The 20,364-nt window shown below is 61.8% G+C and carries 24 protein-coding genes; 6 read left to right on the forward strand and 18 right to left on the reverse strand.

Features of this window, described 5'->3' with window-relative positions; genetic code table 11:
* Nucleotides 1-87: 87 nt before the first annotated feature.
* Nucleotides 88-1,974: a DEAD/DEAH box helicase gene (locus DNK50_RS01335; protein ID WP_099585806.1), complete on the forward strand. Its 1,887-nt coding sequence runs from the start codon at nt 88-90 to the stop codon at nt 1,972-1,974.
* Between the two features lie 94 nt (nt 1,975-2,068).
* On the opposite strand, the gene DNK50_RS01340 is transcribed toward DNK50_RS01335, so the two are convergent.
* Both DNK50_RS01340 and DNK50_RS01345 read right to left on the reverse strand, forming a co-directional pair.
* Complete coding sequence (locus DNK50_RS01340; protein ID WP_099585807.1) at nt 2,069-2,647, reverse strand: YceI family protein; 579 nt, start codon at nt 2,645-2,647, stop codon at nt 2,069-2,071.
* Between the two features lie 32 nt (nt 2,648-2,679).
* Nucleotides 2,680-3,231: a cytochrome b gene (locus DNK50_RS01345; RefSeq protein ID WP_112192650.1), complete on the reverse strand. Its 552-nt coding sequence runs from the start codon at nt 3,229-3,231 to the stop codon at nt 2,680-2,682.
* A gap of 272 nt (nt 3,232-3,503) precedes the next feature.
* Here DNK50_RS01345 and DNK50_RS01350 point away from each other — a divergent pair, with 272 nt between their 5' ends.
* Entirely contained in the window at nt 3,504-4,910 is a 1,407-nt protein-coding gene (locus DNK50_RS01350) for an adenosylmethionine--8-amino-7-oxononanoate transaminase (RefSeq protein ID WP_112192651.1), read from the forward strand.
* A gap of 32 nt (nt 4,911-4,942) precedes the next feature.
* A complete protein-coding gene (locus DNK50_RS01355; RefSeq protein ID WP_112192652.1) occupies nt 4,943-5,662 on the forward strand; it encodes a 16S rRNA (uracil(1498)-N(3))-methyltransferase in 720 nt (239 codons plus the stop codon).
* A 74-nt stretch (nt 5,663-5,736) separates the two neighbouring features.
* Here the strand turns inward: DNK50_RS01355 and DNK50_RS01360 are convergent, their stop codons facing one another.
* Genes DNK50_RS01360 through DNK50_RS01370 form a run of 3 tightly spaced genes read right to left on the reverse strand, consistent with a single transcriptional unit; the run spans nt 5,737 to nt 8,264 of the window.
* The gene (locus DNK50_RS01360; RefSeq protein WP_112192653.1) at nt 5,737-6,639 is read right to left on the reverse strand and encodes a transporter substrate-binding domain-containing protein; all 903 of its coding nucleotides are present in this window, start codon (nt 6,637-6,639) and stop codon (nt 5,737-5,739) included.
* Nucleotides 6,640-6,655: 16 nt separating this feature from the next.
* Nucleotides 6,656-7,006, reverse strand: coding sequence for a RidA family protein (locus DNK50_RS01365; protein WP_112192654.1), 351 nt, complete (start codon nt 7,004-7,006; stop codon nt 6,656-6,658).
* A gap of 10 nt (nt 7,007-7,016) precedes the next feature.
* Nucleotides 7,017-8,264 carry a D-amino acid dehydrogenase gene (locus DNK50_RS01370; protein WP_112192655.1) on the reverse strand — a complete coding sequence of 416 codons (1,248 nt, stop codon included), beginning with the start codon at nt 8,262-8,264 and terminating at the stop codon, nt 7,017-7,019.
* 96 nt (nt 8,265-8,360) lie between these two features.
* Between DNK50_RS01370 and DNK50_RS01375 the strand changes: the two genes are divergently transcribed.
* A complete protein-coding gene (locus tag DNK50_RS01375; RefSeq protein WP_112192656.1) occupies nt 8,361-9,263 on the forward strand; it encodes a LysR family transcriptional regulator in 903 nt (300 codons plus the stop codon).
* Here DNK50_RS01375 and DNK50_RS01380 read toward each other — a convergent pair.
* On the reverse strand, nt 9,258-9,875 hold the full coding sequence (locus tag DNK50_RS01380) for a hemolysin III family protein (protein WP_099585815.1): 618 nt from the start codon (nt 9,873-9,875) through the stop codon (nt 9,258-9,260). The two genes, DNK50_RS01375 and DNK50_RS01380, sit on opposite strands and share 6 nt — an antisense overlap.
* Before the next feature lie 144 nt (nt 9,876-10,019).
* Between DNK50_RS01380 and DNK50_RS01385 the strand changes: the two genes are divergently transcribed.
* On the forward strand, nt 10,020-10,934 hold the full coding sequence (locus DNK50_RS01385; RefSeq protein ID WP_099585816.1) for a LysR substrate-binding domain-containing protein: 915 nt from the start codon (nt 10,020-10,022) through the stop codon (nt 10,932-10,934).
* A 110-nt stretch (nt 10,935-11,044) separates the two neighbouring features.
* Here the strand turns inward: DNK50_RS01385 and madM are convergent, their stop codons facing one another.
* The 12 genes from madM to DNK50_RS01445 all read right to left on the reverse strand — a co-directional run bounded on the left by madM (nt 11,045) and on the right by DNK50_RS01445 (nt 19,650).
* Entirely contained in the window at nt 11,045-11,809 is a 765-nt protein-coding gene (gene madM, locus DNK50_RS01390) for a malonate transporter subunit MadM (RefSeq protein WP_112196883.1), read from the reverse strand.
* A gap of 5 nt (nt 11,810-11,814) precedes the next feature.
* Nucleotides 11,815-12,207 (reverse strand): malonate transporter subunit MadL, encoded by a 393-nt coding sequence (gene madL / locus DNK50_RS01395; RefSeq protein ID WP_112192657.1) that lies wholly within the window; start codon nt 12,205-12,207, stop codon nt 11,815-11,817.
* Nucleotides 12,208-12,274: 67 nt separating this feature from the next.
* Complete coding sequence (gene mdcH / locus DNK50_RS01400; protein ID WP_112192658.1) at nt 12,275-13,174, reverse strand: malonate decarboxylase subunit epsilon; 900 nt, start codon at nt 13,172-13,174, stop codon at nt 12,275-12,277.
* Nucleotides 13,171-13,767, reverse strand: a complete 597-nt coding sequence (locus DNK50_RS01405; protein ID WP_099585820.1) for a malonate decarboxylase holo-ACP synthase — start codon at nt 13,765-13,767, stop codon at nt 13,171-13,173. The genes mdcH and DNK50_RS01405 overlap by 4 nt, the downstream gene beginning before the upstream one ends.
* Nucleotides 13,761-14,519 carry a biotin-independent malonate decarboxylase subunit gamma gene (gene mdcE, locus DNK50_RS01410; protein WP_112192659.1) on the reverse strand — a complete coding sequence of 253 codons (759 nt, stop codon included), beginning with the start codon at nt 14,517-14,519 and terminating at the stop codon, nt 13,761-13,763. The genes DNK50_RS01405 and mdcE overlap by 7 nt, the downstream gene beginning before the upstream one ends.
* Nucleotides 14,516-15,355 carry a biotin-independent malonate decarboxylase subunit beta gene (locus DNK50_RS01415; protein WP_112192660.1) on the reverse strand — a complete coding sequence of 280 codons (840 nt, stop codon included), beginning with the start codon at nt 15,353-15,355 and terminating at the stop codon, nt 14,516-14,518. Before DNK50_RS01415 ends, mdcE begins: the two co-directional genes overlap by 4 nt.
* The gene (locus DNK50_RS01420) at nt 15,348-15,647 is read right to left on the reverse strand and encodes a malonate decarboxylase subunit delta (RefSeq protein ID WP_112192661.1); all 300 of its coding nucleotides are present in this window, start codon (nt 15,645-15,647) and stop codon (nt 15,348-15,350) included. The genes DNK50_RS01415 and DNK50_RS01420 overlap by 8 nt, the downstream gene beginning before the upstream one ends.
* Nucleotides 15,647-16,480, reverse strand: coding sequence for a triphosphoribosyl-dephospho-CoA synthase (locus DNK50_RS01425; RefSeq protein ID WP_099585824.1), 834 nt, complete (start codon nt 16,478-16,480; stop codon nt 15,647-15,649). Before DNK50_RS01425 ends, DNK50_RS01420 begins: the two co-directional genes overlap by 1 nt.
* The gene (mdcA, locus tag DNK50_RS01430; protein ID WP_112192662.1) at nt 16,481-18,151 is read right to left on the reverse strand and encodes a malonate decarboxylase subunit alpha; all 1,671 of its coding nucleotides are present in this window, start codon (nt 18,149-18,151) and stop codon (nt 16,481-16,483) included. It lies immediately after the preceding gene.
* Between the two features lie 171 nt (nt 18,152-18,322).
* The gene (locus DNK50_RS01435; protein ID WP_099585826.1) at nt 18,323-18,757 is read right to left on the reverse strand and encodes a hypothetical protein; all 435 of its coding nucleotides are present in this window, start codon (nt 18,755-18,757) and stop codon (nt 18,323-18,325) included.
* Nucleotides 18,720-19,349, reverse strand: coding sequence for a nucleotidyltransferase domain-containing protein (locus tag DNK50_RS01440; RefSeq protein ID WP_099585827.1), 630 nt, complete (start codon nt 19,347-19,349; stop codon nt 18,720-18,722). The genes DNK50_RS01435 and DNK50_RS01440 overlap by 38 nt, the downstream gene beginning before the upstream one ends.
* Before the next feature lie 61 nt (nt 19,350-19,410).
* Nucleotides 19,411-19,650, reverse strand: a complete 240-nt coding sequence (locus DNK50_RS01445; protein WP_099585828.1) for a DUF6124 family protein — start codon at nt 19,648-19,650, stop codon at nt 19,411-19,413.
* Nucleotides 19,651-20,046: 396 nt separating this feature from the next.
* Here DNK50_RS01445 and DNK50_RS01450 point away from each other — a divergent pair, with 396 nt between their 5' ends.
* Nucleotides 20,047-20,334 carry a HigA family addiction module antitoxin gene (locus DNK50_RS01450; protein ID WP_020301914.1) on the forward strand — a complete coding sequence of 96 codons (288 nt, stop codon included), beginning with the start codon at nt 20,047-20,049 and terminating at the stop codon, nt 20,332-20,334.
* Nucleotides 20,335-20,364 lie beyond the last annotated feature (30 nt).

A 20,364-nucleotide genomic window follows, 5' to 3' on the forward strand; every position in this document is an offset into this window, starting at 1 on the left:
CCGGACGGGATTGCGCTCCCCTAAGCGCCATTCACGCCCGGCAAGATTATCCCTTTGGGCCAAGCCCTAACTAAAACAGGATTACTCATGTCCTTTGCTTCCCTCGGTCTCTCCGAGGCTTTAGTCCGCGCCATCGAGGCAGCGGGCTATACCGAGCCTACTCCGGTGCAACAGCGGGCCATTCCCGCCGTGTTGCAAGGTCGCGACCTGATGGTTGCGGCTCAGACAGGTACTGGTAAAACCGGCGGCTTCGCCCTCCCGATTCTGGAGCGGTTGTTTCCCAATGGTCACCCGGACAAATCCCAGCGTCACGGCCCGCGCCAACCGCGCGTACTGGTCCTGACCCCTACCCGCGAACTCGCCGCCCAGGTGCACGACAGCTTCAAGCTGTATGCCCGCGACTTGAAGTTCGTCAGCGCCTGCATCTTCGGCGGCGTCGGCATGAACCCACAAGTTCAGGCCATGTCCCGTGGTGTTGACGTGCTGGTGGCATGCCCTGGTCGCTTGCTCGACCTGTGCGGCCAAGGCAGCGTCGACTTGTCCCACGTGGAAATCCTCGTGCTGGACGAAGCCGACCGCATGCTCGACATGGGTTTTGTCCATGACGTGAAAAAAGTCCTCGCCCGCCTGCCGGCCAAACGTCAGAACCTGCTGTTCTCGGCAACGTTCTCCCAGGACATCACCGCCCTGGCCGGCAAGCTGCTGCACAACCCGGAACGCATCGAAGTCACGCCACCGAACACCACGGTCGAGCGTATCGAGCAACGCGTGTTCCGCCTGGCCGCCAGCCACAAGCGCTCGCTGCTGGCCCACCTGATCACCCACGGCGCGTGGGAACAGGTGCTGGTGTTCACCCGTACCAAGCACGGTGCCAACCGTCTGGCTGAATACCTGGACAAGCACGGCCTCACCGCCGTCGCCATCCACGGTAACAAGAGCCAGAACGCGCGCACCAAGGCCCTGGCTGACTTCAAGGCCGGCAGCGTACGTATCCTGGTAGCAACCGATATCGCCGCACGCGGCCTGGATATCGACCAGTTGCCACACGTGGTCAACTTCGAGCTGCCAAACGTCGACGAAGACTATGTACACCGTATCGGCCGTACTGGCCGTGCCGGTCGTTCGGGCGAGGCCATTTCCCTGGTCGCACCGGACGAAGAGAAACTGCTGAAAAGCATCGAGCGCATGACCAAGCAGAAAATCGCCGACGGCGACCTGATGGGCTTCGATGCCAGCGCCGTAGAGGCCGAGAAGCCTGAAGTGCGCGAACGTCCGGACGTGCGTAACCCACGCAACCCACGCGGTCCGAAGGGCGATGGCCCGAACGGCGGCGGTGGCGGCGGTGGTCGTCGTGACAAAGGCAAAGACAAAGGCGGCAAGGAAAAAGCGCCCGCCAACGGCCGTGGCGAACGCCCTGCCCGCGAGCAGAAACCCCGTGAAGGGACCCCGGCCCGCGAACAGCGTCAGCCAAGCCAGCCGCCCCGTGCTACCGCCGACCGTGCCCCGGACGAGTTCCTCGACGACGACGTGGATAACTTCGGTAACCGCGTTGACTACGTACCCCAGGCCAAACCGGCCCAAGGCCGTGGTCGTCGTCCAGGTGCGCCAGCACAGGGCGCAGGCACGGGCGCACCCCGTGGCGGCCAGCCACAGGGCGCTCGCCAAAACGGTCCGCGCAACAGCAGCGGCGGCACCACCGGCACTCCACCTGCCAAGCGCAGCGGCCCGCGTAGCGGTGCACCGCGTGACGGCCAGGCCCGCCGTGAAGACTCGCGCAGCAACAACCGCCGACCGGCCCGTGACGACCAACCTCGTTCGTCCGAGCCAGCCGTGCAAAACCCGCGCGGTGGCCCGGCGCCGAAGATCATCCACAAGGAGTCGAAAGCTGACCGCTTCCCGACACCTGAGCAGTTGGATCAACTGCCAGGCCGCCCTCGTGGTGAAAAACCAGCGCTGCTGACCCGCAACCGCTGAGTTTTAAAGCACCATAAAAAATGCCCCGCCTCTTTCGAGACGGGGCATTTTTTTGGACTCAGCAAAAATGAATGAGCCCTGCTGTGGGCAGAAATTACTTCTGCTTGACGCCTTCCAGCGAGATGTCCAGGTCAACAGTCTGCGACGACGGGCCTGGGCCTTTGATGCCGAAGTCATTCAGGTTCAGCGTGGTCTTGGCGTTGAAGCCAGCACGCTCGCCACCCCATGGATCCTTGCCTTCACCGTTGAAGGTAGCCTTGAAGGTCACAGGCTTGGTCACGCCGTGGAAGGTCAGGTCGCCGGTCACGTCAGCGGTTTTGTCGCCGGTGGATTTAACAGCGGTAGACACGAACTTGGCATCAGCAAACTTGGCAACGTCCAGGAAGTCCTTGCTGGCGATGTGCTTGTCACGTTCAGCGTGGTTGGACCACAGGCTGGCGGTTTTCACGTCGACGGCGATTTTGCTGGCTTCAGGCTTGGCGGCATCCCAGCTGAACGAGCCATCCCAGTCCTTGAAGGTACCGTGGATGAAGCTGTAGCCCAGGTGGCTGATTTTCCAGTCGATGAAGGCGTGCTGGCCTTCCTTGTCGATTTTGTAGTCAGCGGCCATCACCTGACCGGCAGACAGCAGAGCAGTACCGAGTGCCAGAGCAGCGAGTGTCTTTTTCAACATGCTTTATATTCCTTGTGAGTCGAGGTTGAACATCAGGCTTTGCGCCCCAGCATTCGCGTGAGGGTCGCATCACGATCAATAAAGTGGTGTTTCAACGCAGCCACGCCATGTAGGCCAGCGAAGACCACGAGCACCCAGGCCAGGTACAGATGCACCAGGCCTGCGTTGTCTGCCTGGTCCGGTAGACCGGAAACCACGGCAGGAATTTCAAACAAGCCAAACACCGGGATACCGACACCGTCTGCGGTGGAAATCAGGTAACCGGCAATCATCACGGCAAACAGGCCGAAATAGAGGAACCCGTGGCCAAACGCAGCACCAAGGCGGGTCAGGCGGCTGTAGCTGGCCAACGGTGGCGGTGGCGGGCTGAGCAGGCGCCAGACGATACGCACCAGCATGATGGCGAACAGCGTGATGCCGATGCTCTTGTGCAGGTCCGGCGCATCTTTGCGCCAGGCGCTGTAGTAGTCGAGCCCGACCATCCACAAGCCCAGGGCGAACAGACCGAATACAACCAGGGCCACGCCCCAGTGCAAAATCATACTGACCCAGCCGTAACGGGCTGGAGAGTTACGTAGCTGCATGTACTTAATCCCGTAAGAGCTGCGCCCAAGATTAGCGTTTTACCTATCGAATTAAAGCGGAAAATTTCGCTTTGAAATATCGAGAAATACGATCTGGAGCGTATGCACAATAAGTTAACCAAGGATTAAGGACTATTCCTAAGAAACGTGACAGTCCGTCCTGTGTTTACTCCGAATTCCCGACAATGGCTTGTGACCCAGGCCACCATTGCATAGGCTTGCGCGATTGTTTCGCCTGCGCCGCTCGCAGGACCGCTTCGAGGAGATCACCGATGGGCTTGAACAACCAGTGGATGCAACGCGACCTCGCCGTGCTGTGGCATCCCTGCACCCAGATGAAAGACCACCAGCAACTGCCGCTCATCCCGATCAAGCGCGGTGAAGGCGTCTGGCTGGAAGACTTCGAAGGCAAGCGGTACCTCGACGCCGTCAGTTCCTGGTGGGTCAACGTGTTCGGCCACGCCAACCCGCGCATCAACCAGCGCATCAAGGACCAGGTCGATCAGTTGGAACACGTGATCCTCGCCGGTTTCAGCCATCAGCCAGTGATTGAGCTTTCCGAGCGCCTGGTGGCGATGACGCCCGAAGGCCTGACCCGCTGCTTCTACGCTGACAACGGTTCGTCGTGCATTGAAGTCGCCCTGAAGATGAGCTTCCACTACTGGCTCAACCGCGGCCTGCCGGACAAAAAACGCTTTGTCACCCTGACCAACAGCTACCACGGCGAAACCATCGCGGCGATGTCGGTGGGCGACGTGCCGTTGTTTACCGAGACCTACAAGGCGCTGCTGCTCGACACCCTCAAGGTGCCAAGCCCGGACTGCTACCTGCGGCCCGAAGGCATGAGCTGGGAAGAGCACTCGCGCAACATGTTCCTGGCCATGGAACAGACCCTGGCAGAAAACCACGCCACCGTCGCCGCCGTGATCGTCGAGCCGCTGATCCAGGGCGCAGGCGGCATGCGCATGTACCACCCGGTGTACCTCAAGCTGCTGCGCGAAGCCTGCGACCGCTATGGTGTGCACCTGATCCACGATGAAATCGCCGTAGGCTTCGGCCGTACCGGCACGATGTTCGCCTGTGAGCAGGCCGGCATCCGCCCGGACTTCCTGTGCCTGTCCAAGGCCCTGACGGGTGGCTACCTGCCGCTGGCGGCCGTGGTCACCACGGACGACGTCTACGACGCGTTCTACGATGACTACCCAACCCTGCGCGCCTTCCTGCATTCCCACAGCTACACCGGCAACCCGCTGGCGTGCGCGGCGGCCCTGGCAACCCTGGATATTTTCGAAGAAGACAACGTCATCGAAAACAACAAGGCCCTGGCCCAGCGCATGGCTACCGCCACTGCCCACCTGGTCGATCACCCCCATGTGTCGGAAGTGCGCCAGACCGGCATGGTATTGGCCATCGAAATGGTCCAGGACAAGGCCACCAAGACCGCCTACCCGTGGCAGGAACGCCGTGGCTTGAAGGTGTTCGAACACGCCCTGGAACGTGGCGCGCTGCTGCGGCCATTGGGTAGCGTGGTGTATTTCCTGCCGCCGTATGTGATTACGCCGGAGCAGATCGACTTCCTCGCCACCGTCGCCAGCGAAGGCATCGATATCGCGACCAACAGCAAGGTCAGCGTCGCCGTGCCAACAGACTTCCACCCAGGCTTTCGCGACCCGGGCTGATGGCTCCTACCTAAATTCTTCAGAGAACAGACATGAGACTGTCCCGCTTTTTCACCGACACCCCGCTGAGCCTCGGTGACCATGAACTGCCCGAAGCCCAGGCGCACTACATCAGCCGCGTGCTGCGCATGGTCGACGGCGACGCCGTGCAATTGTTCGACGGCTCCGGCCAGGAGTTTCGCGGCACCTTGCTGGAGGTCGGGAAAAAACGTGTCACCGTAAACCTCACCGAAAGCTTCAACGGCCAGGCTGAATCGCCGCTGCACATCCACCTCGGCCAGGGCCTGTCCCGAGGCGAACGCATGGATTGGGCGATCCAGAAAGCCACTGAATTGGGGGTCAACCAAATCACGCCGATTTTCAGCGACCGCTGCGAAGTGCGCCTCAAGGACGAACGCGCCGACAAGCGCCTGCTGCACTGGCGCCAAGTGGCGATCAGTGCGTGTGAGCAATGCGGACGCTCCACGGTGCCGCTGATTCACCCACCGCTGCTGCTGGCAGACTGGCTGAAACAGGCCGAAGCTGACCTCAAGCTGGTGCTGCACCCGGTGGCCGAGCCGATGATCAGCCATGCCAAGCCGTCGAGCCTGGCCTTCCTGATCGGGCCGGAAGGCGGCTTGACCGACCATGAAGTCGACACTGCCCAAAGTGCCGGCTTCCATGCAGCGCGCCTGGGTCCGCGGGTGTTGCGCACCGAGACCGCGCCCGTCGTCGCATTGGCCGTCGCCCAACAACTCTGGGGCGACTTCTAACCGCCTTTGCCAACCCAGTCAAAAATGTGAGAGGGAGCTTGCCCCCTCTCACATTTGGATTGGATTATCCCGTCTTACTCGACAGGGTCGCTGACCGGTTTGGCAATGATCGCCTTCAACTCACTGGTCATCGGGAACTCCAGGTTCAGGCCCTTGGGCGGAATCGGTTGTTCAAACCAGCGCTGGTAGATCCCGTTGATCTCGCCGCTGCGGTACAACTCACCCAAGGTGTCGTTGACCACCGCGAGAAACTGCGGATCGTCCTTGCGCACCATGCAGCTGTAGATCTCCCGCGACTGCTCCTCGCCCACCACGACCCAATTGTGCGGGTCCCTGGCTTTGGCGCGTTCGCCATAGAGCAGCGCGTCGTCCATGTAGAACGCCACTGCGCGGCCCGTCTCCAGCATCTTGAACGCCTCGCCGTGATCCTTGGCGCTGATCACGAACATATTGGTTTTGTGCTCGGCGTTGTAGCTCTTGAGAAAACGTTCGTTGGTAGTGCCAGCGGTGGTCACCACGTTCTTGCCCGCAAGATCGCTGAAGCCTTTGATGCCACTGTCTTTGGCCGTCAGCAACTGGCCTTTCACGTAGATAAACCCATAGGAAAACGCCACCTGCTTCTGCCGCTCGGCGGTCACGCCAGTGGAGCCGCATTCCAGGTCGACGGTGCCGTTCTGCACCAGCGGAATTCGGGTCTGGGACGTCACCAGGTTGTACTTCACCTTGAGGTCCGCCAACCCGGTTTTCTGCTGGACGCGCTCGACAATCCTGCTCGCCAGGTCCACCGAATAGCCCATGGGCTTGCCGCTGTGATCCCCCACATAGGAAAACGGCACCGACGCATCGCGATAGCCCAGGGTGATGGACTTGGCGTTGGCGATCTTGCTCAACGTGCCGTTCAGCGCCGGTTCATTGGCCTGAACCTGAGCCCCGAACAACAGCCCCAATGTACAGCCGGTCAACAGGATTTTTTTCATTGTTATGCTCCGTTGGTTATTTACGTACAGCAATGACGCTGATTTCCACCAGCACGCTCGGCCGTGCCAGCTCCGCCTGCAAGGTGGTGCGCGTGGGCGCCATCCCCGGCGACAGCCACGCCGACCACACCTCGTTCATCGGTGCAAAGCCGGTGCAGATGTCTTTCAGGTAAATGGTTGCATTGAGCAGGTGATCCTTGTCACTGCCCGCATGGGCCAGCAGCTCGTCGATCTTGGCCAGCACTTCGCGGGTTTGTGTCGCTACATCCTGACCGTCACCCGGCACCTGGCCGGATAGGAACACCAAGTCCTTATAGGTCACGGCACCCGAAAGACGCTCGTTGCTGCTGATTCGGTTGATGGTCATGTGTGCATCCTCAAGCGGCGCGGGGCGCCAGGCCCTGCATATCAATGGACGGTGTGCGCTGGCCGATCAGTTCGGCCAACAAGTGGCCGCTGCCGCACGCCAGGGTGAAGCCCAGCGCGCCATGGCCCAGGTTCAGCCACAGGTTGCGATAGACGCTGGCGCCGATCAGCGGCACACCGGTAGGCGTGGCGGGGCGCATGCCGGCCCATTCCACCCCATGGTCGTAGTCACCCACTGTAGGAAATGTCTCAACAGCCTGACGTTTCATCAGCGCCAGTCGTTTGGGCTCAAGGCCGGCATCGAAGCCGACGATATCCACCATCGCCGCGACCCGCAGTTGTTCGCCGATGCGTGCGTAGACGATCTTGCGGTCGTAGTCGGTGATGCTCACATTCGGCGCCTGATGCTGCGGGCCAATCGGCACACTCAGGCTGTAGCCCTTGAGCGGATACAACGGCAGCGACAACCCCGGCAACCCCAGCTCCGCGCTGCGATGCCCGGCCGCCAGCACCAGTTGCTCGACCGGCATCACGTCATCGCCCAACTCGATGGCCGTGACTGCACCGTCGGCGTGACGAACCCCAGTCACCTTGCGCCCCAGCATAAAGGTACAGCGTCCCGAAGCTTCAAGCCGCTGCGCCAGCCGTTGGCAAAAGGCATGACAGTCCGCCACTTCCTCATTCGGCGTGTAGATACCGCCGACAAAACCCTGCGCCGCTTGGGCCAGTGCAGGTTCCAGGCGGACGCAATCCAGCGTGGAAAGAACCTGTTGCTGCAGGACATCGGTGACCTTATTGCGCGCTCGCTCAAACGTGTCGGCAGTGCGAAACGTCACCAGCTTGCCGTTGCGCCGCCAATCGAAGTCGCCCAGGCGGTCGTCGATACGCCATTGTTGCAGGGTGCTCTGGCTCAGGGAGGCCAGACGCAGTAGGTGGGCCGCGTTACGCGTGTTCACCGAGCCACGGCAGGCGCCAATGAATGCGGCCATCCAGCGCCACTGTTGCGGGTCCAGGCGCGGGCGCAGCTTCAACGGCGAATCACCGCGCAACAGCCAGCCAATCGCTTGCAGCGGCACACCGGCGTCGGCCAGCGGCGCCACATAGCGGTAGGACAACTGCCCGCCGTTGGCGTAACTGGTCTCGCTGCCCAGGCTGTCGCGGGCGTCGATCACTGTCACCTCATGGCCTGCGCGTACCAACGCGTAGGCGCTGGCCAAACCGATCACCCCACCGCCAATGATGCACACCATCGTTGTCACCCGCTTAAATCAGAGGCTTCAAGCGTAGGCGCAGGTGACAGGCCACCGACAATGAATAAAGATGGGCCACCTATAAACAAAGGTTATGGACTTGCCATGCGCTTGCGTCATATCGAGATCTTCCAGGCGATCCGCCAGACCGGCTCCGTCAGCGCCGCCGCGCAACTGCTGCACGTGTCGCAACCCGCAGTGACCAAAGTGTTGCAGCACGCCGAATTGCAGCTGGGTTTCCCCTTGTTCCTGCGCGTGCGCGGCAAGTTGCAACCCACACCGGAAGCCCTGGCGCTGGAAAGCGAAGTCGAGAAAGTCACCGCGAGCCTGCAAGGGGTGCGGCGCCTGGCCAAGAGCTTGCGCCGTGCGCCGGGACAAAGCGTGCGCATCGGTGCCATCCCCGCGCTGGCGCTATCGCTGCTGCCACCGGCGATTCTGGAATGGAAGCGCGACTACCCGGACATGGCCTGTGAACTGTCCAGCGACCATAGCCGCGAACTGGTGCAAAAGCTGTTGATGCGCGAGATTGACCTGGCGCTGACCCTCAATTTCTCAGGCCATCCGGGGTTGACCACCCAAGTGCTGGCCAACGGCGTGCTGGTGGCGTTGGCGTCCAAAGGCTATTGGCCGGATGCGGAACTGCATCAGCCGTTGCCATTGGCCGACTTGGCCGGTGCGCCGCTGATTGGGTTATCCAGCGCCGACCCGCTGGCCGCCAAACTCGACAGCTACCTGGAGAGTGTCGAACCGGCGCCACGGGTGACGATCTCGGTGCAAACCTATTCATTGGCGCGCGCGATGGTCGAGTCCGGCGCGGGGTTGACAGTGATCGACCCCTTCACCGCACTGGGCGCCTCGACGGCCACTACCTGCATCCGCCCTCTCACGCCGCCGCTGCCGATCACCCTGTACGCCCTGACCCGCGCCAATGAGCCACCACCGCATATGTTGGCCAAGCTGTTGGAGATCTTCGGCAACCGCGCCTGTGAGTTGCTGGAACGCCTATAGCACGTAGCGCATGATCGCCACGAAATGCAGCAGGCTGCCGCCGATCACAAACAGGTGCCAGATCCCATGGGAGTGCCGCAGGCGGTCCTCCAGGGCAAAAAAGATAATGCCGACGGTGTACAACACCCCGCCCGACGCCAGCCAGGTAAACCCAGCGGTGCCCAATGCGGCGATCAGCGGCTTGACCGCCACCAGGACAATCCAGCCCATCACTGCGTAGATGACGATCGACAAAACGCGCGCCTCGGAGCGCGGCTTGATCTCCTGCAAAATGCCAATCACCGCCAGCCCCCACACGATGCCGAACAGCGTCCAGCCCCACGGGCCTCTTAGCGTCACCAGGCAAAACGGCGTGTAACTGCCGGCGATCAACAGGTAGATCGAAAAGTGATCGACCTTCTGCATGATCTCTTTTCGCCGCCCGCGCACGCTGTGGTACACGGTCGACGCGCTGTACAGCACCATCAGCGTAAAACCATAAATCGCCACGCTGACGATCTTCCAGGGGCTGCCATCGAGGCTCGCCACCACCAACATCCACACGGCGCCAATACACGCCGCGACTGCACCGAGCAAATGGCTCCAGGCGTTGAATCGTTCCCCGTGATACATGTGTTACCGACCTCCTGTAACCATTAACGGCTGGCGGCAAGCCTTCCGCCTTGGGCTTAAGAGTGCAAGCGCCGCATGACGTTCCAGCGACGCCGCGCAGTTTTGCGGGCACAATCGGGAACATTCGAACAAGAGCCTGCGGCCATGCTGATCGACGAAGAATTCACCCTCAAAAAGCTCGAAATCTTCCTGGCGTTCATGCGTACCGGCAACCTGGCCCGCGCCGCGGCCGAGTTGCAAACCAGCAACGTCAGCGTGCACCGCGCCATCCACTCCCTGGAAAACGCCCTGCGCTGCCCGCTGTTCAAACACGAAGGGCGCAACCTCACACCGCTGGAAAGCGCCTACGTGCTCGAAGAACGCGCACAGAAGCTGGTGGCCGATGTGGTCGACAGCGTGCGCCTGACCCGCGAAGCCGCGGGTTTTTCCGCCGAGCGTTTCAAGCTGGGCTCGCTGTATTCGCTGACGGTCAAAACCGTGCCGCAGCTGATCATGGGCCTGAAGATCCGCCGCAGCGAGCTCAACATCGACCTGATCCTGGGCTCCAACTTCGACCTGCTCTACAAGCTCAAGAACATGGAAGTGGACGCGATCCTGATCTCCCTCGACGAACACGCCAACGACCCCGATTGCGAGCAGATTGCGCTGTTCTCCGACGACATCTTCCTCGCCACACCGGCCGATTCACCCTTCGACCGTGAACGCGAAATCGACCTGGCCGACGTGCGCGACGCTACTTTCATCACCCTCACCCAAGGCTTCGCCACTCACCAGGATGGCAACCGGGTGTTCAAGCAAGCGGGGTTCGAGCCGAAAGTGGCGATGCAGGTCAATGACATCTTCACCCTGTTGAGCATGGTCAGTTCGGGGGTGGGTTATGCGCTGCTGCCGGGGCGGATTGCGGCGGTGTATGAGAACCGCGTGAAGCTGATACCGCTGCAACCCAGGTATCGGTTGCAGCAGCAGATTGGCGTGGTGTTCTTGAAGGCCAAGGAACGTGACCCGAATTTACTGGCGCTGTTGGCGGAGTGTCGGATGTATGCCAATCGGCAGGCCTGAGACCGCTATCGGGGGCAAGCCCTCTCCCACACTTGAATGTATCCGCAATTAAAAATGTGGGAGGGGGCTTGCCCCCGATAGCACCACACCAGACAGCACAAATCCCGAAATCAGCCCACCAACCCCCGCATCAGCAAAAACAGCAACGACGGCCCCAGCAGACACCCCAGCGCCGTATAGAACGCTGCGGTCAAACAGCCGTAAGGCACCAGCTTCGGATCAGTCGCCGCCAACCCTCCCGCCACGCCGCTGGACGTGCCCATCAACCCGCCGAAAATCACCGCACTGCGCGGATTGTCCAAACCGATCAGCGGTGCCACGAACGGCGTCATCACCATCACCAGAATCGCCTTGATCAACCCCGCCGCAATCGACAACGCCATCACCTCGGAGCTGGCACCAATCGCCGCGCCAGTCACCGGGCCGACGATGTAGGTCACGGCGCCCGCGCCAATGGTGGTGAGGCTCACCGCATCGGTGTAACCGAACGCCATGGCCACGCCGACGCCGGCGACAAACGACGAGCCCACCCCGACAAACAGCGCAAGCACACCCACGTATCCAGCGCGCTTGAGCTCATCGACACTCACACCAAACGCCGTGGCGACAATCGCGAAGTCGCGCAGCATCGCCCCGCCCAACAGGCCGATGCCCGACAACAACGGAATATCCACCACACCCTTGGCGCCACCCGTGAAGGCACCACCGACGTACGACAGCACCAGCCCGAGCAGGATGGCGATGGCTGAGCCGTGCAGGCGGCCTTTGGTAAAGGTGTCGGAGATCCAGTAGGACACCCACATGGTCAGGCCGATCACCGCGAAACCGCTGATCAGGCCGTAGCCGGTGATCACTTTCATCAAGGATTCGTACATGGCGATCACCCCGCCTCTTTGGTGGGAACGGCCGCGCTCGGCTCACGATTGCCGATGCGCACCAACACCGGCACCAGGGCAAAGCCCAGCACCACGGCCAGGGTCCCGGCCAGTATCGCCATGGGCCCGCCACTGATGGCGCCATACACGTTCTGCTGGGCCGCCATGGCCACCACGATAGGGATATAGATCGCCGCCCAGAAACTCACGCCCTGCTCCGACTTGCCGGTAAACAAGCCCCGCTTGCCGAGGTAACTGCCCAGCCCAATCAACAGCAACATGGCGATGCCCACCCCGCCGACGTTGGCAGGAATACCCATCCACTTACCCAGCAGTTCACCGACAAACAGGCCAGCCAACGTGCAGAGCGCCAGAAACGCCACACCGTAGATAATCATTGTTGTTGTCCTCAAAGTGCTCGATCGAAATTGTTGTTTTTGTGCTTCGAAAGCCTTGGGTGGTGCTTTATCGGTGGCGGCGCTCCTCCTCTTGCAGCAGGGCCTGCAACGTGTCCAGGCGCGCGCCTTCGCAGGCGATCACCGTACCTTGTTCGAATACGCGGCGTGACAGACCGGTGAGCACGGCGCCCGGCGGCAGTTCGATTTGCAGGCGCACGCCGCGCTCATAGGCGCTTTGCACGGTGCCGCGCCAGTCGACCACGCGGCACATGTTGAAGGCCAGGTCGTCACGCAGTTGCTCGGGATTGTGGATCGGCCGCGCACGGGTGCTGCTCAAATAGGTGATACGCGGTGCCTTCAGTGCAACGAACGCTTGCGCCAGCGCCTGGGCCGGTTGCTCCAGCAATGCGCAATGGGACGGCACGCTGACCGCCAGGCGCTTGGCGACGCCGTTGCCTTTGATGCGCTCGGCAACGCGCTTCATGGCGGCATCACTGCCGGCGATGACGGTCTGGTTGTCGGCATTGATATTGGCCAGGTACACCGGGGTTTGTGGGCTGTGGATTTCAGCCAGCAAGGTTTCGACGGTGGATAACTGCGGGCCTATCAAAGCAGTCATGCCATAGCCCTGTGGATAAGCCTGTTGCATCAGCTCACCACGCAGGCTGACCAACCTGACCGCATCGGCAAACGCCAGCGCGCCGGCGATTACCGCTGCCGGGTAGGCACCGATGGACAGACCAGCCACGTAATCCGGGGTGTGTTGCAGGAGGCGAGCGTGCGCCACGCCGGCGATCAACAGGCACAGTTGCACGGCGCGGGTACTGGCCAAGGCTTGCGCGCAGTCGAGCCGGCGCACGTCTTCGCCCAAGGCATCGCTGGCCTCGGCCAGGATGTCGGCCGGCAACGCCTGGAGCATGCCCGTGCGCTGGGCGCCCTGCCCCGGAAACACCAGCAGACTGCTCATGCCACGGCCTGCCAGGGGTCGAGTACAAGGTGCGCACCGCTGACGGTTTTGAGCAATACGCGGCGTGACGGCCCGGCCCATTCGCGCAAGGCGACGGCGCCGAACGGGGTTTGCAGCTGCAGGTCAACGCTGCACGCCGCCTTATCCAATTGTTCCAGAAGCGCCCGCGCATCGTTGCGATCCAGCGGCTCAGGTGCGCGCAGGATCAAATCCAGGTCACTCATCGCATGCAGCGCTTCAATACCGCTCGCCAACTCAAAACCCGCACTGCCACTGACGCCCCAGCTTGCCTGGCCCAGCACCGGTCGCACCTGCTGCAATGCCTGCAACGCGGGCAAATCCCGGGTCGAGATCACGGCGCGCAACGCCTCCGGCACCACGCGCCGACGCACCGCCGCCATCGGCATCACGGCGGCAAAACGCTGTTCGCGCAAACGCCCACGCACACCGATCGCCACCTCGCCCGGCTCGGCGAGGGCGCGACGCACCACCACCGGGTGACCGGCGCTGATCACGTCCACCGCCCAGGCCGGTGCGTCGGCGGGCAGATGCGCCGGGGTCATGCCCCAGAGCAGGTCGTGGGCGTTCACCATTGCTCGCGCAACAGTTGGCGCACGTGGCTGGAGGCGGCACGATTGGTGGCGCCGAGGCGTCCGCTCAAATCAGACGTGCCAATGTCCTTGATCGCACTCACCAGGCATTCGCTGACCCGCGCCACATCGTCCGCCGTAGGCTGTTCAATCTGGCTGACCGTCAAGGTTTCCCACAGCAAACCAAGGCTGGCGTAACTGTCGATGTCATAGGCCATGGGCGGCACGCTGGCGGCCAATGCTTCCAGCTCTTCGACGCTGCGCAGGGTCACCCGCGCCGCCGACGCCTTGCCCATGGCGTGCACCATCACACCAGGATCGCGCAGGGCGATCAGGCGATTGGCCTGGTAGCCGTGGGCGAGGAAAGCACCGGACATGGCCTTGCCCACCAGTAGCGCGATCACCGGATGCCCGGCCAATCGGGCGCGGGCGTAGCTGTCGGCGGCGGCGGCCAGGGCTTGATGGATGCCCAGGGCTTCTTCACGACGGCCATAGGCTTGGCTCGGCACATCGACGATAGCAATGATGGGACGCTTGTCGCCGCGAGCGATGGCTTCATCCACGGCCTTGGCCAACCCCCAGCCTTCCAGCAGGCCGACTTCGCCATTGCGGGCACGGGGGAAGCGGTTTTGCTCATCCGTGACCACGGCGATAAAACGACCTAATGGGCCATCGGCGACTTTCAGCGAAGCCGGCAACCCGTCAACAGGTGCGGCGCCGGCGCTCAATGCGTTGAACCACTGCAAACCTCTCATGAGCGCTCTCCCTGATACAGATCGCGAACCGTCGCCGGGTCGATTTGCGCCGCCGCGTCCAGTTCGGCCAGGCGTGCGAGATACAGATCAGCCTGCTGGCTGCGCTGTTGAGCGGGCATACCTTGATGCAGCAACGCGGTGACGGTCTGTTGGATCTGCGCCACATCGTCGGCCACATAACGGTCGGCGAGACCGCTGTTGAAGCGCTGCTCGCCGCCGGTAAGGCTCCAGATAAACGGGCGGTCACGGGAGTCGTACTCCTCCAGCCCGGCTTCCTGCTCGATCACTTGCGGGCCGTTGAGGCCCAGGCGCGCTTCGCGGGTCACCACCAGATAGCTGCACAATCCGGCGGCAATGGACATGCCGCCAAAACAGCCAACGCTGCCCGCCACCACACCGATCACCGGTTGGTATTGGCGCAGGTCGACAATCGCCGCGTGGATATCAGCAATCGCAGCCAGGCCCAGGTTGGCTTCCTGCAAGCGCACGCCGCCGGTTTCCAGCAGCAGCACGGCGCGGGTCGCAATGCCTTTGCGGTTGTCCTCGGCGGCCAGTTCCAGCGCGCCGGCGATTTTTGCGCCGCCGACCTCACCCAGGCTGCCGCCCTGGAAATTGCCTTCGATGGCGGCGATCACCACCGGTAAGTCATCGATGCTGCCCTTGGCGATGATCACGCCGTCGTCAGCCTGGGGCACCACGCCCTGGCGGCTGAGCCAGGGCGACATGACCCGTTGGAACGGGTCGATCAATTCGCGGAACGTGCCGGCGTCCAGCAAGGCCTTGGCCCGCTGCCGAGCGCCCAGCTCAACGAAGCTGTGTCTGGAGAAATCAATCATGGCCGATCTCCTCGAAACCCTGCTCCAGGCGCAAGCGCACCACGCCGGGGGTGGCACCGAAATCGTGGATATCAATCTTCAGGGCAGGCGGCGTCTGCTCCTGGAAGATGCGTTCGAACACATGCTGCCAGCGTTGCTGAGCGCCATTCACCGAGGTCTGTACCTGAATGGTCAGCGTGCCGGGCGTGCCCGGTTCCAGCAGGACTTCCAGGTCGCCGGAGCCGACGCAACCCACCAGCGCACGACCTTTCGGCGGCTGCCCGGCGGGGAACTCAAAGGATAAGGTTTCCATCACAACGCTCCGTCGAGGCGGTCGATAAACAGGCAGGCGGCCAACAGGTCGGCGGCGCCGCCGGGGGAGGCATTCAGGGCCAGCAATTGGTGGTCGAGCTCATGCAGCTGGCGGCGCCCGGCGAGGCTTGCGCTGCCGCCCGCATCAAGCACTGCCTGGGCGCCACGCTGCATCGCGTGCAAGCCTTCGGTGCCGGCGCGGTAGAGCACGCAGGTGTCGGCCAGCTCGGTCATGATCGCCAGCAAGGCGTCGAGGCGTGCGTTCTGTTCGCCGGCGTTCTGGCTGCGGCTTTTGTGCAGTTGCACCAGGCCGCGTTGCATCACCGAGGGGAAGCCAAGTTGTGCTTCTTCACGGGCTCCACGGGCGCCGTAGCGTTGCGCGACCTCAGCACCGTGGCTCCGCGATTGTGGGGCGTAGCGGTCGTTGAGCAGGGCCAATCGGGCGGCATTCAGCGTTACTGCGCGAGGTTCCAGGGCTGCCGCAGCAGTGAGCAAGCCGAGCGCCCAGATCGCGCCGCGATGGGTGTTTACACCGTTGGTGGTGATCAGCATCACTTGCTCACCTTCACGGCCGATCCGCCCGAGGGCTTCGCGCAGGGGCAAGCCGACCTCACCGATTTCAAGCGCAGCTTCGGCCATTTCCTTGAACATCGGCCACAACGACAGCGCCGAGGCGTGCATCAGCCCCAGGTGCAAATCGCTGTGGGCGCCATTGCCGCGACGGTCCACCAGGGCAGGTTTGGGCGACAGGTCGGCTTCATCGATCAATGCATCAACGGCCATGTCCGCCAGGCGATCCGCGAGGCTGAGTTCGTGCAGTTTAAGAGCGCGCATTTACCAGCTCCTGAATTTGGCGGGCGGGTTGTACAGGCCACCGGACCAGTCCACCAGATCGGCCACGCTCTTGGCGGCCAACAGCTCGCGGGTGGCGTCGGTACGGCGGATGCCCAGATCTTCGGGCAAGGCGATCAGGCCCTCGCGGCGCATGCGCGCGGTGTCCTTGGGGTTGTGGCGCAGGCCGATGGCGGTCACCCCGGCGACGGCGGCAATCATCGCCTGGCGCTCTTCCAGGGAGCGCGCCTTGTACAGGTAGGCGATGCCTTCTTCGGTGAGCAGGTGGGTGACGTCGTCGCCGTAGATCATGATCGGCGCCAGCGGCATGCCGCTTTTGCGTGCCACTTCCACCGCGTCGAGGGTGTTGACGAAGGTGGGTTTGCCGCCCTCCTGGAAGGTCTCGACCATTTGCACCACGAGCTTTTTGCCGCGCTCCAACAAGGCCTCAGGCGCATCGTCGTGACGCATATCCAACCATGCCGGGGTACCGTGGCGACGGCCACGTGGGTCGTGGCCCATGTTCGGCGCGCCGCCAAAGCCGGCGAGGCGGCCACGAGTCACGGTGCTGGAGTGGCCGTCGCCATCCACTTGCAGGGTGGCGCCGATAAACAGGTCTACCGCGTATTGGCCGGCGAGTTGGCAGAACATGCGGTTGGAGCGCATCGAGCCATCGCGTCCGGTGAAGAACACATCCGGGCGTGCGGCGATGTAGTTCTCCATGCCCAATTCGGTGCCGAAGCAATGCACGCTTTGCACCCAACCGCTTTCGATCGCCGGGATCAGCGTCGGGTGCGGGTTGAGGGTCCAGTTGCGGCAGATCTTGCCCTTCAGGCCGAGGGATTCGCCGTAGGTGGGCAGGATCAGCTCGATGGCGGCGGTGTTGAAACCGATGCCATGGTTGAGCGACTGGACATTGTGTTTTTCGTAGATGCCACGGATCGCCATCATCGCCATCAGCACGTGGACTGGCTTGATGTGGCGCGGGTCGCGGGTGAACAGCGGCTCGATGTAGAACGGCTTGTCGGCCACCACCACAAAATCCACCCAGCTCGCCGGGATGTCGACGCGGGGCAAGTCGGTGACATCGTCCACCAACTGGTTGACCTGCACGATCACGATGCCATCGCTGAAGGCGGCGGGTTCGATCAGCGCTGGCGTGTCTTCGGTACTGGCGCCGGTGTAGATATTGCCGGCACGGTCGGCCATGAAACCGGCGGAGAGCACCACGTTGGGGATCAGGTCCACCACCAGCCGTGCGTAGAGTTCGATGTAAGTGTGGATCGCACCGATTTCCAGCAGGCCGTCTTCGAGCAACTGGCTGATGCGCAGGGATTGGGTGCCGGCAAAGGAGAAATCGAGCTTGCGGGCGATGCCTTTTTCAAACAGGTCCAAGTGCTCGGAACGGCCGACACTGGGCATGATCATGTGCAAATCGTGGAGCTTGGCGGGGTCGACCTTGGCCAGGGAGCGCGAGAGGAAATCGGCTTGCTTCTGGTTGTTGCCTTCCAGTACGACGCGGTCGCCGGGGAGGATCAGGGCTTCAAGCGCTTCGACGATCTTGTCGCTGGGCAGCACGGCCCCGTCTGCGTACTTCTTGACCAGCCCGAGCCGCCGCTGCTTCTCATCGCGCCGCCGCGTCCAGCGCGAGTCGGGGGTAGTTATTGTTGTCATGGTCGCTCCACGAGGGTTGCTGTCGTGGGCTTACCTTAGGAGTGATTTAGGGGGCCATCAATCAAGCCCGGCGGTGGATCGTTACGGCTGGAGTAATGGACCGTCAGCAAACGCCGACCCGAGCCAGCTGAAGGTCAGAATGTGGGAGTGGCTGTGTTTGAACGAACCACGCTATCTCCACTCATGGCCAGCCAACAAATCCTGCACCTTATTCAGCAGTGCTGTGGCGCTATCAATCAATTGACCCAGCAGGGCCTCATCCTCATCCATATACCCTTCATATTCCGCCAGATTTCGACGCTCATGACACAGGGCCAATAACCTTACCGCCACCTTGCTCACGTCGGTGGTGTGAACCAGACATTGAAACACCAGATAGCGTTTGTCAGAGCGATAGCCTCGCAGACGCAAAGCCGTGAGCGCGAGAGCATGGGCGGCGTTGTAAGCCAGGTCGAAACGACTGGCGAACGCTAACTGTGGATTACCAGCATCTTTCAGGCGGTGCAGGGCTGAACGCATCAGCCCATCACACTCCTTGCGATCCGGTGGCTCAGCCTTCAAGCCACCGCTACGTCGCAGATTCTCCAGGTTTGCCTTGCTGTCCATTCGAGGATTCCAGAGGGTTGCCCCCAATTAGATTGATCTTGTCCTGCTGCACGACCCGCTGCACAAAACTGTTCCCGGCATTCCATTTGCTGAGCCAGTCTTCGGGGGTGTAAAGCGTCGGATTGATGGGACGGCCCAGTTGCTCTTCCAACGGTATGAGCTGCTCCATGACTTCACTGTAGTTGAGGCTTTCGCCAATCAGCATCAGATCTATGTCACTGGATGAGTGCGCTTCGCCCTTCGCGATGGAACCGTAGATAAAAGCCCAGGTTATATTCTCGGCGAACGGTGCCAGTGCAGCGCGCAATGGCTCATCCAGGCTCAGCGTCTTGCGCACAATGGCTAACAGCTCCGAGTAGATCGGGCATTGGGGGTTGGCTTGGTAGTGGATCTGGTTGCCTTGGCGCGTCATGCTCAAAATGCCCGCCAACTGCAAGCGCTCCAGCTCCCGGGTGAGGCTGCCTTTGCCCACATGAGCCCATCGCGCAATTTCATTGGTGAAGAAGCTTTGGTCGGGCTTACCGAAAAGCAGGCTCAGTACTTTTTGCTGGGTGACGGTGAAGAGCGCGGTGCTGAGCGGTAAGTTTTGCATTGCGGCGGCCAATGAGTCCCAAAAAGGGAACGATAGGTCCCTTTTTGGGAACGATCAAGTTTTAAGCTGTAGAAGATGGAGAAATCTGTTCCAGCGCCCGATCCACCAACAGTTGCCCCAACTCGGCCATTTGCTGAATCCCGAGCATGATGGCGCGCTGGGAAGTGTCCAGGTCGAAGGCCAGGTTGCAGGTGAGTGCGTTGAGGGAGGACAGGGTTTCGCTGGCGTTGACCAGCAGGGTTTCGGTGTCTTGATGAGGCTTTACGGTGAAGAGGGGCGGATTAGGGGTAGGTTTGATCATGATTTACAGCTCCGATATGTGATGGAGACTGCCCGCTCCGCTTGCACGCGAATTAGGGTGGCAGCCGTGCGCAGGTGTGCAAGACCGGGCATATCGGACCCCGGCAGACCCCAAGGGATCTCCCACGCACAGCCGCCATAACGAATACAGCAGGCATAAAAAACGCCCGTTGGATGGCTATGGGCGCTGGTGCGCCGACATGTAACCGGACTTGCACGTCCGTGTCACCGTTTTTTGTAGCCTTTTCCATCCGAATCGTGCCACGGGCAGACATCATGAATCCGACTGTTAAACCCGATGCAAGGCCGTTGCAGAGTGTGATGCATCACATCACAATTTCGACGACCAGGTCGAACTGGTCGATTATCTTGACTACCACTGAGTAGAGGTATCGATATGGGCATGCACAACCCACCTCACCCCGGTGAAATCTTGCTTGAAGATGTAATCCCTGCCCTGGGCATCACCATTACCGAAATGGCGCGACGTCTTGGCTTCGCCCGCGAGACTTTTTCAAGGATCTTGCATGGCCACGCCCCGGTCAGCCCGGACCTTGCCGTTCGGTTGGAACGGGCCGGTGTGAGTACCGCGCAGCTATGGTTGTCGATGCAAAGTGCCTACGATTTGTGGCAGGCCGAGCATCGGGAGCAGCCGGTGATTGAGCGGTTTGCGCGGATTGATTGAGGGCTGGAGCCGAGCGCAAGCCAGCTCCCC

It is taken from the genome of Pseudomonas sp. LG1E9 (genome assembly GCF_003290225.1).
GTDB classification, from domain to species: domain Bacteria; phylum Pseudomonadota; class Gammaproteobacteria; order Pseudomonadales; family Pseudomonadaceae; genus Aquipseudomonas; species Aquipseudomonas cyclaminis.